At 65.5% G+C, this 14,203-nt stretch carries 15 protein-coding genes; 4 read left to right on the top strand and 11 right to left on the bottom strand.

All coding sequences use genetic code 11. From position 1 onward, the window contains the following. On the top strand, nt 1–1,029 hold the full coding sequence (locus tag JOE66_RS03015) for an o-succinylbenzoate synthase (protein ID WP_239518206.1): 1,029 nt from the start codon (nt 1–3) through the stop codon (nt 1,027–1,029). Between the two features lie 135 nt (nt 1,030–1,164). Here JOE66_RS03015 and ccsB read toward each other — a convergent pair whose 3' ends face one another. From ccsB to JOE66_RS02990, 5 genes are read right to left on the bottom strand one after another with little or no spacing between them, the layout of a single operon-like run. Beyond that, entirely contained in the window at nt 1,165–2,211 is a 1,047-nt protein-coding gene (gene ccsB, locus JOE66_RS03010) for a c-type cytochrome biogenesis protein CcsB (protein ID WP_205111534.1), read from the bottom strand. 57 nt (nt 2,212–2,268) lie between these two features. Continuing rightward, nucleotides 2,269–3,954 (bottom strand): cytochrome c biogenesis protein ResB, encoded by a 1,686-nt coding sequence (resB, locus tag JOE66_RS03005; protein WP_205106655.1) that lies wholly within the window; start codon nt 3,952–3,954, stop codon nt 2,269–2,271. Further along, a complete protein-coding gene (locus JOE66_RS03000; RefSeq protein ID WP_443741667.1) occupies nt 3,938–4,681 on the bottom strand; it encodes a cytochrome c biogenesis CcdA family protein in 744 nt (247 codons plus the stop codon). Before JOE66_RS03000 ends, resB begins: the two co-directional genes overlap by 17 nt. A gap of 5 nt (nt 4,682–4,686) precedes the next feature. After that, complete coding sequence (locus JOE66_RS02995) at nt 4,687–5,316, bottom strand: TlpA disulfide reductase family protein (protein ID WP_205106653.1); 630 nt, start codon at nt 5,314–5,316, stop codon at nt 4,687–4,689. Between the two features lie 8 nt (nt 5,317–5,324). Next, on the bottom strand, nt 5,325–5,969 hold the full coding sequence (locus tag JOE66_RS02990; RefSeq protein ID WP_205106651.1) for a histidine phosphatase family protein: 645 nt from the start codon (nt 5,967–5,969) through the stop codon (nt 5,325–5,327). A 157-nt stretch (nt 5,970–6,126) separates the two neighbouring features. On the opposite strand from JOE66_RS02990, the gene JOE66_RS17435 reads away from it, so the two are divergent. Next, on the top strand, nt 6,127–6,258 hold the full coding sequence (locus tag JOE66_RS17435; protein ID WP_275576808.1) for a hypothetical protein: 132 nt from the start codon (nt 6,127–6,129) through the stop codon (nt 6,256–6,258). A gap of 68 nt (nt 6,259–6,326) precedes the next feature. Further along, nucleotides 6,327–7,655, top strand: coding sequence for an aspartate--tRNA(Asn) ligase (gene aspS / locus JOE66_RS02985; RefSeq protein ID WP_307827023.1), 1,329 nt, complete (start codon nt 6,327–6,329; stop codon nt 7,653–7,655). Between the two features lie 73 nt (nt 7,656–7,728). On the opposite strand, the gene JOE66_RS02980 is transcribed toward aspS, so the two are convergent. The 3 genes from JOE66_RS02980 to JOE66_RS02970 all read right to left on the bottom strand — a co-directional run bounded on the left by JOE66_RS02980 (nt 7,729) and on the right by JOE66_RS02970 (nt 9,154). Beyond that, nucleotides 7,729–8,430, bottom strand: coding sequence for a UPF0758 domain-containing protein (locus JOE66_RS02980; protein WP_205106647.1), 702 nt, complete (start codon nt 8,428–8,430; stop codon nt 7,729–7,731). Nucleotides 8,431–8,588: 158 nt separating this feature from the next. Then, the gene (locus JOE66_RS02975) at nt 8,589–8,888 is read right to left on the bottom strand and encodes a Dabb family protein (protein WP_205106646.1); all 300 of its coding nucleotides are present in this window, start codon (nt 8,886–8,888) and stop codon (nt 8,589–8,591) included. Then, the gene (locus JOE66_RS02970; protein WP_205106645.1) at nt 8,885–9,154 is read right to left on the bottom strand and encodes a glutaredoxin family protein; all 270 of its coding nucleotides are present in this window, start codon (nt 9,152–9,154) and stop codon (nt 8,885–8,887) included. Before JOE66_RS02970 ends, JOE66_RS02975 begins: the two co-directional genes overlap by 4 nt. Nucleotides 9,155–9,197: 43 nt before the next feature. On the opposite strand from JOE66_RS02970, the gene JOE66_RS02965 reads away from it, so the two are divergent. Beyond that, nucleotides 9,198–9,938: an HAD family hydrolase gene (locus tag JOE66_RS02965; RefSeq protein ID WP_205106644.1), complete on the top strand. Its 741-nt coding sequence runs from the start codon at nt 9,198–9,200 to the stop codon at nt 9,936–9,938. Nucleotides 9,939–10,014: 76 nt separating this feature from the next. Here the strand turns inward: JOE66_RS02965 and JOE66_RS02960 are convergent, their stop codons facing one another. The 3 genes from JOE66_RS02960 to JOE66_RS02950 all read right to left on the bottom strand — a co-directional run bounded on the left by JOE66_RS02960 (nt 10,015) and on the right by JOE66_RS02950 (nt 14,102). Next, nucleotides 10,015–10,113, bottom strand: a complete 99-nt coding sequence (locus JOE66_RS02960; RefSeq protein WP_003792170.1) for a 30S ribosomal protein bS22 — start codon at nt 10,111–10,113, stop codon at nt 10,015–10,017. An 87-nt stretch (nt 10,114–10,200) separates the two neighbouring features. Next, nucleotides 10,201–10,434, bottom strand: a complete 234-nt coding sequence (locus tag JOE66_RS02955; RefSeq protein WP_205106643.1) for a helix-turn-helix domain-containing protein — start codon at nt 10,432–10,434, stop codon at nt 10,201–10,203. 191 nt (nt 10,435–10,625) lie between these two features. Next, complete coding sequence (locus tag JOE66_RS02950) at nt 10,626–14,102, bottom strand: S8 family serine peptidase (RefSeq protein ID WP_307827022.1); 3,477 nt, start codon at nt 14,100–14,102, stop codon at nt 10,626–10,628. Nucleotides 14,103–14,203 lie beyond the last annotated feature (101 nt).

Here is a 14,203-nt window from a genome sequence, read left to right as displayed (position 1 = left end):
ATGCCCCACATGAACCGCCCTCTGCCGACGCTGACCGAGTTGCTCGAACTGGCCAGCGTCGTGTCGCTGCCGCTCACCACGCGATTCAGGGGTGTGGATGCCCGTGAGGCACTCATTCTCAGGGGCCCACTCGGGGCAACGGAGTTCTCGCCGTTTGTCGAATACGACGACACCGAGAGCCTGGCCTGGCTGGCCGCGGCGATCGATTTCGGCTGGAGCGAGACCCCACCACTGCTGCGCGACCGAATCCCGGTGAACGCCACGCTGCCTGCCGTCGCGGAATCCGACGTCGAAGAGAACCTCGCCCGCTACCCCGGCTGCCGAACGGTGAAGATCAAGGTCGCCGAAAGGGGCCAGTCCCTGTCCGACGACATCGCCAGGGTCAGGGCGACACGCGTCTTCATCGGAACCGAGGGCCGCATCCGCCTCGACGCGAACGGCGGCTGGAACGTCGACGAAGCAGAGCACGCCATCCACGCCCTGGCCGAATTCGACCTCGAGTACGTCGAACAGCCCTGCTCCACGGTCGACGAACTCTGGGAGATCCGGCAACGGGTCAAGTACATGGGCATCCCCATCGCCGCCGACGAGAGTGTACGCAAAGTGGATGATCCGCTCGACGTGGCCCGCCGGGGTGCCGCCGATCTGCTCGTCATCAAGGCCCAGCCTCTGGGGGGTATCCATTCGGCTCTCGACATCGTCGAGCGTGCGGGCCTGCCCGTCGTGGTCTCGTCGGCCCTCGACACGTCGATCGGAATAGCGATGGGCGCCCATCTCGCAGCATGCATTCCGAATCTGGAATACGACTGCGGCCTCGCCACGGCGGCACTGCTGGCCTCCGATGTCACCGCCGAGCCCCTGCTGCCGGTCGATGGCACCATCCCGGTCGTTCGGCCGGCCCTCGACGAGACGCTGGTCGAGAACAACCTCGCGGATCGCGACCGCGACGTGTGGTGGCGCGAGCGCCTCATGCGCACCTACGGCCTGCTCGAGGCCCTCGGCGAGTCGACAGGCCGCCACGCCGACTGAGGGGCCCGCTTCACCTCACCTCGCCGCCGGTTGAGTACCCGCTTCAGACGCGGCGTAGCTACACCCCCACGATCAACTGGTTTCGCCACGCACATTCGTGCTGCTCAAACGGCGGGGTGGACCCGAGCCGGCGGCCTACAGGCCGGAGTACGAGTGCAGGCCGTGGAAGAAGACGTTCACGACGCCGAAGTTGAACAGCACCGCGCCGAAGCCGATGATCGCAAGCACCGCCGAGCGCGATCCGCGCCAGCCTCGGGTCGCCCGCGCGTGGATGTACCCGGCGTAGATGACCCAGATGATGAAGGTCCAGACCTCTTTGGTATCCCAGCCCCAGTAGCGGCCCCACGCACGCTCGGCCCAGACTGCGCCGGCAATGAGCGTGAAGGTCCAGAACACGAACCCGACGATGTTCACCCGGTAGGCGAGGTTCTCGAGCCTGACCGAATCAGGCAGCGACGCCAAGAACTTGAGCTTCAGGAACTTCGCCCCGGTCGTGATGGTCTCACGCCGATACTGCAGCAACTGGATGCCCGACAGAGCGAACCCGAGCGCGAAGAATGCGGTGCCGAGACTCGCAACGAACACGTGGATGACGAGCCACGCCGACTGGAGCGCCGGCGGCAGCGGTGCGATCACCACGTAGTAGTTGACCGTCGAGATGCCGAGCAGGATGAGCACGAGGCCGGTGACGAAGGTACCGAGAAAGCGCAGGTCGACGCGGGTGATCACCAGCAGGAAGACGCCCACGATCAGCACGGTGCCGGTCATCGAGAACTCGTACATGTTGGCCCACGGCACCCGATTGGCGGCAATGCCACGCAGGATGTCGGCCGTCACTTCGAGCAGGAACCCGATGAGCGTGAACGCGACGCCGAGGCGCAGGCTCAGCGAGCGTTTCGACGTGCCGCCGTCGGCCGCGGTGACGCCCACAGAATCCGGCCCGCGCCCACCGAACAACCGACCTCCGGGCTTTTGGGACGCTGCCGCGGTGTCTGCAACCGCGGTAGCCGCGGAAGCACCACCAGCACCGGCGCCGCCCACTGCCGCACCGATGGTCTCGCGGGCGGGCGCCGGCGTCGTCACCGTGCCGTCGACGCTGACCGTGTTGCCCTTGGAGACCTGCGCGGAACGCCGCGCCAGATCGAGAGCGAACGCGATGAACGCAGCTGCGTAGAGGACCATGGCCCCATACAGGAAGAAGATCGAATACTCGTCGAGAGTTAGCGTCACGGTGTAAGCCTAAGTGTTTGTTCGGTCGGCGGGAATGGCGGCGTCTGGGGCGTCGCTGAGGGTCTTGGTATGCCTGTCTGCGATCTCGGTCACTGCGGTCACGAGACGCGGGTCCTCGCCGCGTGCAAGCCCTGCGTATTCGAGCGTCAAGGTACCGTCGCTGCGCTCGGTCGCCTTCACCCAGACACGGCGGCGTGGAATGAACAGCGAGATCAGCAGGCCACCCAGCGCAGACGCTGCGAACAGCAGCACCCAGCCCTGGGTCGGGTCGTGATGGATGTCGAGCGAGGCATAACGGTGAACGGCGTCGAAGCTGATCGTGCCGAGCCCGTCGGGCAGGCTCTGGCTGTCACCCGGCTTGAGCTCGATCGACTTGACGCCGGTCTTGCCGCCGGTGAGCTGCGTCATCTTGTCGGTGTTGAGCGAGTAGACCGAGGTCGGCACGCCGCCGTTCAGCCCCAGGTCACCGTCGTACACGTTGAGCGTGAGAACGGGGTACTGCGCGTCGGGATACGAGGAGTAGAAGGCACCGGTGGTCGACGTCGCCTGCGTGGGGTAGAAGAACCCGATCATGCCGAGCTGCTTGGCCAGGCCATCCGGAATCTTCACCACACCGACGCTGGTCAGGTTCGCATCCTGCGGCAGGAATGGCACCGAGTCGGTGAACACCACATTGCCTGCGGGGTCTTTGACGGTGATCGTCGGTGCGTAGCCGTTGCCGAGCAGGTAGACGTCGGTGCCGCCGATGCGCAGCGGCGAGTTGACCTTGATGGTCGACTGCTGCGCGGCCTGGCCCTTCTCCTGCGTGGTGACGGTGGCGTTGTAGTCGATCGGCTGCCCGAATGCCCCGTCGGCCTTGGTCTCGTAGGTGGCGGTGAACTGGTCGAGCTTCAATGAGTAGGGGTCGAGCGAGTTCTCGCTGAAGAATCGGCCAGGGTTGAAGGTGTCGAAGGCGCTCAGCGTGTTGACGAAGGTGCCACCGCCCTCAACGAGGGTGCGCTGGCCAGCGAATCCGAAGCCTCCGCCGACCCCGACGGTCATCAGGATGCCCACCAGAGCTGCGTGGAAGATGAGGTTGCCCGTCTCACGGGCGTAGCCGCGCTCGGCCGAGACGGAGGCGGTGTCTGTGAAGCCGTCGGCCCCGGCGTCGGCGAAGACCACGACGCGGTACCCCGATTTGCGCAGCTGGCGCCGGGCGACCTCGATGGCCTGCACTGCGCTGGTGCCTGCTTCGGCCGGCAGCTCGCGCCGCTGGAATCCGCCCAGTCGGGCGAGGTTGCGCGGGGTGCGCGGGGGCTTGGCGCGGAGGGCGTCGAAGTGGTGCTTTGCGCGGGGGATGACGCAGCCGACGAGGGAGATGAAGAGAAGAAGGTAGATGCTCGAGAACCACACCGAGGTGTAGACATCGAACGCCTGAAGCTTGTCGAGGAACGGCGCAAGCGAGGGGTTGTCGGCGAAGTACTGGGTGACGCCGTTCGGGTCGGCGGCGCGCTGGGGTACGAGCGAACCGGGAACAGCTGCGAACGCCAGCAGCAACAGGAGGAAGAGCGCTGTGCGCATGCTGGTGAGCTGCCGCCAGAACCAGCGCAACCACCCCACGAGCCCGAGCTTGGGCTGCACGATGTCGTCGCCGCCGGGGCCGGAGACGGCGGCCGAGGGGTCGGGTGAATCGATGTGATCAGATGGCCGGGACAAAACCTGTGATCACCGCCTGCAGCTGGTAGGTCCAGGCGGTCCAGAGACCGCTGACCATGAGAACACCGATCACGACGAGCCCTGCTCCCCCGAGAATGTTGATGAAACGAATATGCCGCTTCAGGAATGCAATGGAGTGCGTGACCCAGTTGAGCCCGAGCGCCACCAGGAGGAAGGGAATGCCGAGACCCAGGCAGTAGAACAGCCCCAGGAGGGCGCCGCTCCACGCAGAGCCGCCGCTGAGGCTGAGCGCCTGGATTGCACCGAGTGTCGGGCCGATGCACGGGGTCCAGCCCAACCCGAACACGATGCCGAGAATGGGGGCACCAGCCAGCCCCGTCGCCGGTCGCCATGAGGGTTTGAAGGTGCGCTGCATGAAGCTGAACTGCCCGATGAACACCAGTCCGAGCAGAATCACGATGACACCAAGCACCCGGGTGATGACGTCGCCCCAGACCAGCAGCCACACGCCGAGCGCTCCGAACAGCGTCGATGCCGCCACGAAGACCAGGGAGAAGCCGAGAACGAAGAGGCTGATGCCCAGAAGCACCCTGCGGCGATTCGAACGCTCCCCCGGCTCACTCAGGCCGCCGACGTACGCCAGGTAGCCCGGAACGAGCGGCAGCACGCACGGCGAAGCAAACGAGACCAGCCCGGCCAGCATGGCGATGGGAATCGCAACGAGGAGCTGGCCGTTGAGCACGGCGTCGGCGAACGGGTTCACCACGGTTGTCAGTTCGTTTCAGCGACAGCGCCGCTGATGAGGGTGTCGAGGATGCTCGGCTCGGTGGTCTGGCCCAGAATCCGTGCGGCGACCCGGCCCTGCTTGTCGATCACGAGTGTCGTCGGCACGGCGTTGGGCGCGACAAGCCCTGCGAGGGCCAGCTGCACACCCCCGTCGGTGTCGATGACCGACGGATAGGTGATGCCGAACGACTTCTCGAACGAGAGGGCGGTGTCGGCCTGGTCGCGCACGTTCACACCGAGAAAGCTCGCTCCCTTGTCGGCGTATTTCGCGCTGAGGGTCTGCAGAGCGGGTGCTTCGGCCCGGCAGGGCGCGCACCCGGCGTACCAGAAGTTCAGAACGAGCACCTGGCCCAGGTACTGCGAGGAGCCTACGGACGTTCCGGATTCCGTGGTGGCCGTGAAGCTGACGGGAGTGCCACGGTTCTCTGCGGCAATCTCGGTCACGGTGCCGTCGCCGGCGATGTACTGCTTCGAGTCGCCGGCCGCGTATTGCTTGGCCCAGGTGTCGCTCGAGCAGCCGGCGAGCAGCCCAGCCAATGCCAGTGCAGCGCCGAACGCACGCAGGCGACGCGAGGTGCGCGCCGACAGGATTCGGGTAAAGAGTGAGTCAGGCATGCCCGGTGTCACACCGCCCCGTCGTCGGTGGCCAGCGCCAGGAGGTCTGCCGCGGGGTCTTCGTAGCCGACTTCGAGAAAGATGCCGCCGACGCGCTCGAACGAGGTGATGCTCGACAGGTTGCAGCGCCTCCTGCGAGGGTCGTGCCACAGTCGTTGCCCGGTGATCTCGAGGTGGGTCGCCCAGATCGGCAGCTGGTGGCTCACCATGACGACGTCGCCCGAATCGACGGAGTCGTACGCATCGTGCAGGGCAGCGATCATCCGGTTCGTGATGCTCTTGTACGGCTCGCCCCAGCTCGGCTTGAACGGGTTCGCGACCCAGGACCAGTTCTGTGGCCGGCGCAGCGCTGCGTTGCGCATCTGCGGGCTCATGCCCTCGAACTTGTTGGTGGGTTCGATGATGCGCGGTTCGGTCTGGATCTCGAGGCCGAAGGCAGCAGACAGGGGTTCGGCAGACTCCTGTGCGCGCTGCAGCGGCGAAGCGAAGAGGGCGGAGACCGGACGGTTTCGCTCTGCGAGTTCGTCGGCTGCCGACTGTGCGATCTGCCGGCCGAGGTCTGAGAGCCCGAAGCCGGGCAGTCGCCCATAGAGCACATGCTCGGGATTGAAGACCTCGCCGTGACGGACGAGATGAATTTGGCTGGCTACCACGCCCCACAGTCTACGGAGCGTAGAACAAGCCAAGCTGCTCAGCACCTGAATGACTCATAAGTGATGAAGCTCAGCTTCACAAAAAGCGAAGAAGAACTAGATTGTGCTGAACAGTCAACAGGAGTGGAATGGACTCACGAAAGGAACTACCCCCATCATGGCTATCATCATCACCCTCACTCTCCTCGGCGTTCTCGCCGCCATCGCGATCGTCGCCGCGATCATCGAAACCGTCACCGACGGCTACGGCCACCGCTCCTCCGAGGTGCGCTTCAACCGCCTCCCGTAATCACGACTGGCTTCGGCACCCCTGGCCGCGCGGCGCCCGCAGCACCTCCCGCGATAAGATTGGCTCTCGTGACTGATCGCGTACTCATCAAAGACCTCCCCGCCCTGGCCGATGGCCCCGTCAGTGTCTCGGGGTGGGTGGAGACGGTTCGCGACCAGAAGAAGGTGCAGTTCGTCGTGCTCCGCGACGAGAGCGGGGCGGTTCAGCTGGTGAACCCGAGAAATTCGGATGATCAGGGTGTCGTCATCGCCGACCAACCGGCCACCACGATCTCAGCTCTCACCCAGGGCTCGTTCGTCTCGGTGACCGGCCGGCTCAAGCACGACGAGCGGGTCAAGCTCGGCGGTATCGAAGTGAAGCTCGAGACCCTGACTGTGGCCTCGACGGCCATCGCCGAAACGCCGATCGCCGTAGACAGCGGCATCGACAAGCGGATGGACTGGCGGTTCCTCGACCTGCGGGTGCCGCGCAATGCGCTCATCTTCCGCATCCAGACGACGCTCGAGCACGCCTTCCGCACGTACTGGATCGACAACGACTACATCGAGATCCACACCCCGAAGCTCATGGGCAGCCCCTCGGAGTCGAACGCCGAGCTCTTCAAGCTCGACTACTTCGACACGACCGCCTACCTGGCCCAGAGCCCGCAGTTCTTCAAGCAGATGGCGCAGGCCGCCGGCTTCGGCAAGGTCTTCGACATCGGCCCGGTCTTTCGTGCCGACCCGTCGTTCACCTCGCGCCACGCGACCGAGTTCACCGGCGTCGACACGGAGATCAGCTGGATCGACAGCCACGAAGACGTCATGCACATGCAGGAAGAACTGCTCGCCGCCGGCATCGCCGCGGTGAAGGAGAAGCACGGCGAGCAGATCAAAGCACTGTTCGACATCGACGTGGTCGTTCCGACGGTTCCATTCCCCCGCATCCCCCTGCTCGAGGCGAAGCGCATCGTCGCCGAACGAGGGCACATCGTCGATCGCAACGACGATGACATGGATCCGGAGGGCGAACGGCAGATCGCCGCGTACGTCGAGGAGACCTACGGGCACGAGTTCGTGTTCCTCACCGACTACCCCACGAGCATCCGCCCGTTCTATCACATGCGTTCCGACGAAGACCCGACGATCACGAAGAGCTACGACCTCATCTTTAGGGGCACGGAGATCACCACCGGCGCCCAGCGCGAACACCGTGTCGACGTGCTCGAAGCGCAGGCGATCGAGAAGGGCCTCGACCCCGAGGAGCTTGCGTACTACTTCGACTTCTTCCGCTACGGAATGCCGCCCCACGGCGGGTTCGGCATGGGGCTCGCTCGCGTGCTCATGTTGTTGCTGCACCAGGGAAACCTGCGTGAGGTCACCTATCTCTTCCGTGGGCCGACCCGCCTGACCCCGTAGCCGAGCCAGCGCCTGCCGCAGTTCAGAGTCGGCCGCAGCTCAGAGCTCACCACAACGCAAAATCCACCTGAACTCAGAGCGCCTGCCAGCTCGGACCGGTGACCACGAGCGCCGACAGGAAAGTCAGGCCGACGGTCGCCGACGCTATTCTGAGCACATCGTGGGCCGCGCGCGCCTCGGAGTCATCGGAGAACCCCTCCGAGCTCAGCCAAGCGACCGCGAAGGCAGAGCCACCACGAAAGAGCACCTCGTGCAGCACCCGCGAGGCGAATGCCGCAATGGTCTCATCGTCGCTCGTGGCGAGTGCGAGCACCCATCGAAGGCGAAGCTCGGCGTCGGTGATCACGAGGTAGGTCGCTGGCGGGGCCTCATCCACGTGGTCGCCGAAACCCGAGCGGCTGACCGAATCCACTTCGACCTGCGCACGAATCGCACGCACAAGATCGGTTGCCGTCTCAACCGCCGGTCCGGGCGGTGGGTCGTGGGCCCGGCGCCAGAGTTCGGCGACGGCGACAAGACGACCCGCTGTCGCGGCCCCGACGCCGATCAGCTGCCTGAGCTCGCGTACGGTCAATCCCATGAGCTCCTGCACGCCCCCGGACTGCTCGAGCAGCAGCCGGGCACTGTCGAGTACGTTGACGCCTCGGAGACCCGAGCCGAGCACGAGCGCTACCAGCTCTGCATCACTGAGCCCGGCCGGCCCGAGGCGAGCCAGCTTTTCGCGTGGCCGGTCTTCGGGCGCGACCGCCCAGAGGGAGACACGAGAGTTCTTCATGGGCTCACGATAGAGCGCCACCCGATGACTACACCGCCATCAGACGTGATCTGTGGAGAACCCTCGTGTGGGATGCCCTGTGGAATGGACGGTGCTGCAGAGAATCGGCCTGTGCGCGACGCCGGTCCGAGGTACGACGAGGGCGCGCGTGGGAGCAATCAGACGTCGAAGTCGATGGCCAGTCGCGTCGCAACGAGGGGCTTGATGGAGGAGGAGACCCGAACATGATCGGGATGTACCTGGTACGCGTCGAGCGCCGCCTGGTCGGCATAGTCCGCGATCAGCGCGAAATCGGCATTGCCTGCCTCGTGGCGAACATCGTGCACGATGCTGAGCGCGAGGATCTGTGGAATGAGAGGCACCAGCGAGATGAGCTGTTCGCCGGCCCAGGCCGCCTGTTCCGCCCGCTTCTCGGCCGACTCGGCGGACAAGCTGAAGGTGACTATGTGCCGGATCATCGGACTCCCAACAGTGCGGTGGCGAGACGGGCCGGGTCGACCCGCCAGAAGGTGTGGATTCGGCCATTGATGAGCACAACCGGGATGTCTTCGACATGCTCGTCGAACAAGGCCTGGTCGTCGAGGATCGAAACCTCGGCCAGCGTGATTGATGGCGATCCGGGATTGCCTCGAAGCGACTCCGTGACCTCCGCGATCACCGTACGCGCATCGTCGCAGAGGTGACAGCCCGGCTTTCCGATGAGGGTGAGTTCAGCATGCGCCACGGGTCTACTGTACTGCGGGTGCCTGCCCGGTAGCATGGGCGGCATGACCGAGGCGACGGCCACATCTTCGATAGCGTTCATCGACATCGACAACACGCTGGTGCGAGGCGCCACGGTGTATCTGGTCGGCCTGGGGGCGTGGCGCCTGAAACTGCTCACCGCCCGCGACGTGGCGTCGTTCGTCTGGCAGCAAGCCAGGTTCATGGCGGTCGGTGAGAACATGCGCCACACCGAGACAGCGAAGAACAGAACGCTTCAGATGCTCACCGGGCACACCGAAGACGAGCTGCGTCGTCTGGGACAGGAGGTCTACCGTCGACGTATCCAGGCCAGACTCCGGCCAGAGGTCCTCACCAGGGCGCGTCTGCACCTCGCCAGAGGCGACCAGGTCTGGCTGCTCTCCACTACCGCAGACATCGTGGCGCAGGTGCTCGCAGAGGAGCTCGGATTCACGGGAGCGCGGGGCACACAGTTCGAGACCGTCGACGGAGCGTTCACCGGGCGCCTCGACGGGCCGATGCTCCACGCTGGCGAGAAGGCAACCGTGGCGGCGATCATCGCCAGCGGAGCGAATATCGACCTCCGGCAGTGCTGGGCCTACTCCGATTCGTCCAACGACCTGCCACTGCTCAGCGCAGTCGGGCATCCGGTGTTGGTGCACCCCGACCGCGCCCTGACCGAGCACGCGCGCCTCGCCCGGTGGCCCATTCTGCGCCCGTCAGAACGGCACAGGCGAGTTCTCGCACCGAATCAACACAAAAAGCGCCAGGCTTCGAGAGCCTGACGCCTGGTGCACTCCCCGTGAGGGAGCACGCAGAGCTTCGACGGAGAACCCGGAGGCGCCGTCGCTCTGACGTGTTCTACTTCTTGTTGCGACGCTGGTGACGAGTCTTACGAAGCAGCTTGCGGTGCTTCTTCTTCGCCATGCGCTTACGACGCTTCTTAATTACTGAACCCACAGATACCTCACAAGATTTGGGTTTGGCCACACTCCTGTGCAGCCGAGAAGGAAAAATTACCTCGGAGCAGTCTAGCGCATCGAGCGGCTAGGCAGACTCTGCCGAAGGCGCCGTCCGGCTGTCGGCGGCCGCCGAGTCGACCGCAGGTGTGCCGATGGCGGCCACCACGGCCGTCTCGGGGACCCGGAACGACCGGCCGAATCGGATTGCCGGAAGGTCTCCCGAATGCACCAGCCGATACACGGTCATCTTCGATACCCGCATCATGTCTGCAACCTCGGCAACGGTCAGGAATCGCACGTCTGACAGATCGTGTGCCATGGGTCGTTGCCTCTCGCGCGAATCCACAGGGTTGGTGTTACCTGAGTGATAACTGGTAACTCTAGGGGCAGACGTGACTCGATGTAAAGCCAGGCGATTCCGCGGCGAAGACAAGAGAAAGCGGCGCCTCCCACAGTTCGTGGAAAGCGCCGCTTCGCAACGGTCAGACCGTCGTCGCGTTCACATCCGGGTTACTCGTCGAGGCCTCCGTCAACCGAAGCTGCGCGGCGACGGCGAACCACCAGCGCGCTGATTCCTGCGAGCAACAGGATGCCCGCCAGACCGATCGGCACCAACACCGTCAGACCCGTCGATGCCAGCCCTGAGCCACCCGAGCCCGGGTCGGGCACAGCCGATGCCGATGCCGAATTCGATGACGTCGGCGTCGGAGTGCCCGGAACAGTGGGTACAGGCGATGCCGTGTCGGTCGGGGTCGGGGTGGTCGTGGGCGTCGTCGGAGGTGCCGCCTCGGTCGTGACCTCGAACATCGTCGTCAGCCCCGTGTCGCCGTAGGCGACAGATCCGAGGTACGGAGACGAGTAGTCGAGTCCACGCCACGATGCCGTGTACGAGGTCGACGTGCCCTGGGTGCCGTCGATGGCCGGTGGCACCGTGAAGGCGCCGCTACCCCCGGTCGGCGAGACGAGGAACGACCGCATGTCCATCGCCGCTGTCGTCTGCCCGGTGGGCAGCGAGAACACGTCGACGCTCAGTCGGTAGTGCCCCGCGGCCGGCGAAGCGATGTTGACCCGCTCGTTCGCCGCACCGGTTGCCGAGACCCATTCGTCGAGAACGGCCCCATCATTGGCATCGTCGATCAGATCGACCGTGAGGTCGAGGTCAGCACCCTCTTCGGCCGTCGTGACCGAATGCAGGTCGAAGCGCGCATAACTCACGCCTTCGGGCACCGTCACATCGAACAGGGCCGGAGTGCCCTGGCCCTGTACGGCGGAGTGACCACCGAGCGGGATGCCCGGGTCCTGGTCGGTCGAGAGCAGCAGGTCACCCTTCGCGAGCCCCTCGGCGACCAGCGGAATCGATCCGTCGGCGCCGGGGGTCACGGGTACGTCGACCGACCCGGTGGTTCCCGTTCCCGTCACCACAGCCGGCGCCAGAAGGGCGACAGGCTGCACCGCGAGCGGGCTCCTGACGACCGTGTCGCCGCTCGTCCACGAGAGGTAGCCGGTGGCGAATTCGTTGAGCGGGGCATCCGTTCGCGTGAACGAGACGGTGTAGCTCTTGGACTCGCCCGCCGCGTCGAACGACAGGCTAGTCGGCGAGATCACCGTGTCGATACCCGGAATGGAGACCGGAGACGCGGTGAATGTGCCGGCCTGCGTCGATGTCACCGTTCGGGTGACGGTCTGCGAACCCGTGAGCGAGCCGATGGCGATCGAAGCGAGGTTGAGGTCGCTCGGGTCGATCGGCACGATGGGCGGGTCACTCGTGACGTCGTAGCCCATTCCCACGATGTACTGCCACCAGTTGTCGCTGGTGTTGAGGTACAGCAGGCCGGGGTTGAAATACTTCGTCGGGTCGACGTTGCCGGCACCCTGGCCGAACACGTCGGTCACGTCTGCGCCGGTGCTGTCGACGGTGTTGCCCGCCGTCGTCATCATGGCCGACTTGATCTCAGCAGGAGTGGCCTGTGGATGCACGCCCAGATACAGTGCCGCAAGACCCGCGATGTGCGGGGCGGCCATCGAGGTGCCGGAGAGGAACTCCCAGGTCGGATCCCCGCCCTGGGCGTTCGCTGCTGCCGCGAGGATGGCAACGCCAGGGGCCGTGATGTCGGGCTTCAGGATGTCGCTGCCGCCACCCAGCACCGGGCCGTGTGACGAGAACCCGGCGAGCTGCGGCACTGCCGGGGACGGGCCCGCGGTGTTGCCCTTGCTCAGCGTGACCGTCGCGCCAGGAAGTGCCGAGTATGCGTACGTGGTGTTCCAGGCCGTCGAGTCGAGGTGCACGGTCGGTACGGAGTGCTCGTCGAGATCGATCGAGCTGGGGGTCTTGTTCACCAGCAGCATGCCGATACCACCGGCACGAAGCACCTCAGCGGACTTCGCCGTCCGGTCGTAGACCCCGCGCTGGCAGAACACGATGTTTCCGGAAACCTTCGCAGGGTCGAGTGACCCTGGTGCACAGAGCAGCGCGTCTGCCGCCGTTGCCGAAGCCAGCTTCACCAGGTCGGCGCGAACGAGCGGTCCGGTGAGCGGGCCAGAGCCGTGGGGCTGGACCGTGATGGAACCGCCGGCGAACTTCTCGGTAGTACCGAGCGTTGCCGTGGCTTCATAGCTGGGGATCGTCGAGGCCGCCACCGTGGTGTACCACGGCGATGCGTTGTCGAGCGTCGAGGCCGAGGGGCCGGAGTTGCCAGCCGAGGCCGCGACGAAGATGCCGGCAGAGGCCGCGCCGAGGAAGGCGACGTCGGTGTCGGAGACGGTCGTGAGCGCAGAGGAGCCACCAATGGAGAAGTTCAGCACGTCGACGCCGTCGGCCACAGACTGGTCGATCGCTGCGAGCATGTCGGCGTTCGTGCATCCATCGTCGTCGCTGGAGGCGGGGTCGGGACCCGACCAGCAGACCTTGTAGACCGAGATCTTCGCCGCTGGTGCGACACCGCTGATCTGGCCGAAGCTGTCGCCACCCACGGTCGCCGTGACGGCGTTGTTGCCCACCGCGGTGCTGCCGGTGTGCGAACCGTGTCCGTCACCGTCACGAGGGGAGACGTATTCGCCGGTTGCCGCCGTGCCGATGTTGCCTGCACCGAACCCGTCGAGGTAGTAACGAGCGCCCACGATCTTCGTGGTGCAATCGGAGGCGGTGAACTGCTCACCCGTGACGCACTCACCGTGGAAGGTGTTGCCGTCGGCCTTCGCGAAGGTGATCGGCCCGACACCGTCGGGGGCGGAGGAGTCCACGTACGGGGCCGCACCGGGGGTCGTACCGAGGGCGTCGCCGGCAAAGGAGGGATTCTCCGGCGCGATTCCAGTGTCGATGTCACCGACGACGACGCCGTCACCGGCTGCGTCGACTCCGCCGTTCTTCGCCCAGACCCCGCTCGGGCCGTCGAGGCCGAGGAACGTGGTCGAGGGCTCAGCGGCGGTTATGTGCTTCAGTTCGTCGCGAGTGACCCTGGCAACGTTCTTGTTGGCCGTCAGTGCAGAAGCCTGCGCAGCGGTCAGGTTGGCCGAGAAGCCGTTGAACGCGAGTGTGTAGGAGTAGTCGACGGATGCCCCGACCGAGGAGGCCACGTCTTTCTGCTGGCTCGCCAGAAAATCGGTGTAGCTGGTGACCGGCGCCGACCTGGCGTTCATCTGCGAACCCTGGTCGGGTTTGGTCGGAGCGAAGCCGTTCAGGCCACCGTTGTAGGTGGACGCGGCGGGGTTGGTCATCGCCACCACGTAGCGGCCGTCTGTGAAGTCGCTCACCGGCTGCGTGGGGGCGCTGGGCAGCGGGGTGAAGCCGATCGACGGGGTCGTGCCTTGTGATACGGCAGCGCTCACGCCGTTGATGGCAGGAAGAGCTGAAGCGCTCGCAGCCGCACCCGACACTCCGAGAACCACCGCCGCGAGCGCAGCTGCAACGGTGAGACCGCGCCTGCGCTTCGCCGTCCTACCGATAACACCGTCATGGGGCAGGGCAAATCGTCGCCGGGGAATACTCACCTAGAGGACCTCAATCAGTCAGAGCCAACACTCGCGGCAGAGGGCCCGCACGCGTTCGACAACCCTAAATGACGACCTCCCCCTGTTCGAGGGATAAAACA

Origin of the sequence: Subtercola frigoramans, assembly GCF_016907385.1 — a bacterium.
Taxonomy (GTDB): domain Bacteria; phylum Actinomycetota; class Actinomycetes; order Actinomycetales; family Microbacteriaceae; genus Subtercola; species Subtercola frigoramans.
This window is presented reverse-complemented; position numbering and strand designations above follow the sequence as displayed.

Bases quoted from the DNA above. Each gene is read 5' to 3' on its own strand.
- JOE66_RS03015 (WP_239518206.1), top strand. From the start codon at position 1: ATGCCCCACATGAACCGCCCTCTGCCGACGCTGACCGAGTTGCTCGAA.
- ccsB (WP_205111534.1), bottom strand. From the start codon at position 2,211: ATGGTCCTCTACGCAGCTGCGTTCATCGCGTTCGCTCTCGATCTGGCG.
- JOE66_RS02995 (WP_205106653.1), bottom strand. From the start codon at position 5,316: ATGCCTGACTCACTCTTTACCCGAATCCTGTCGGCGCGCACCTCGCGT.
- JOE66_RS17435 (WP_275576808.1), top strand. From the start codon at position 6,127: ATGGCTATCATCATCACCCTCACTCTCCTCGGCGTTCTCGCCGCCATC.
- JOE66_RS02980 (WP_205106647.1), bottom strand. From the start codon at position 8,430: ATGAAGAACTCTCGTGTCTCCCTCTGGGCGGTCGCGCCCGAAGACCGG.
- JOE66_RS02975 (WP_205106646.1), bottom strand. From the start codon at position 8,888: ATGATCCGGCACATAGTCACCTTCAGCTTGTCCGCCGAGTCGGCCGAG.
- JOE66_RS02965 (WP_205106644.1), top strand. From the start codon at position 9,198: ATGACCGAGGCGACGGCCACATCTTCGATAGCGTTCATCGACATCGAC.
- JOE66_RS02955 (WP_205106643.1), bottom strand. From the start codon at position 10,434: ATGGCACACGATCTGTCAGACGTGCGATTCCTGACCGTTGCCGAGGTT.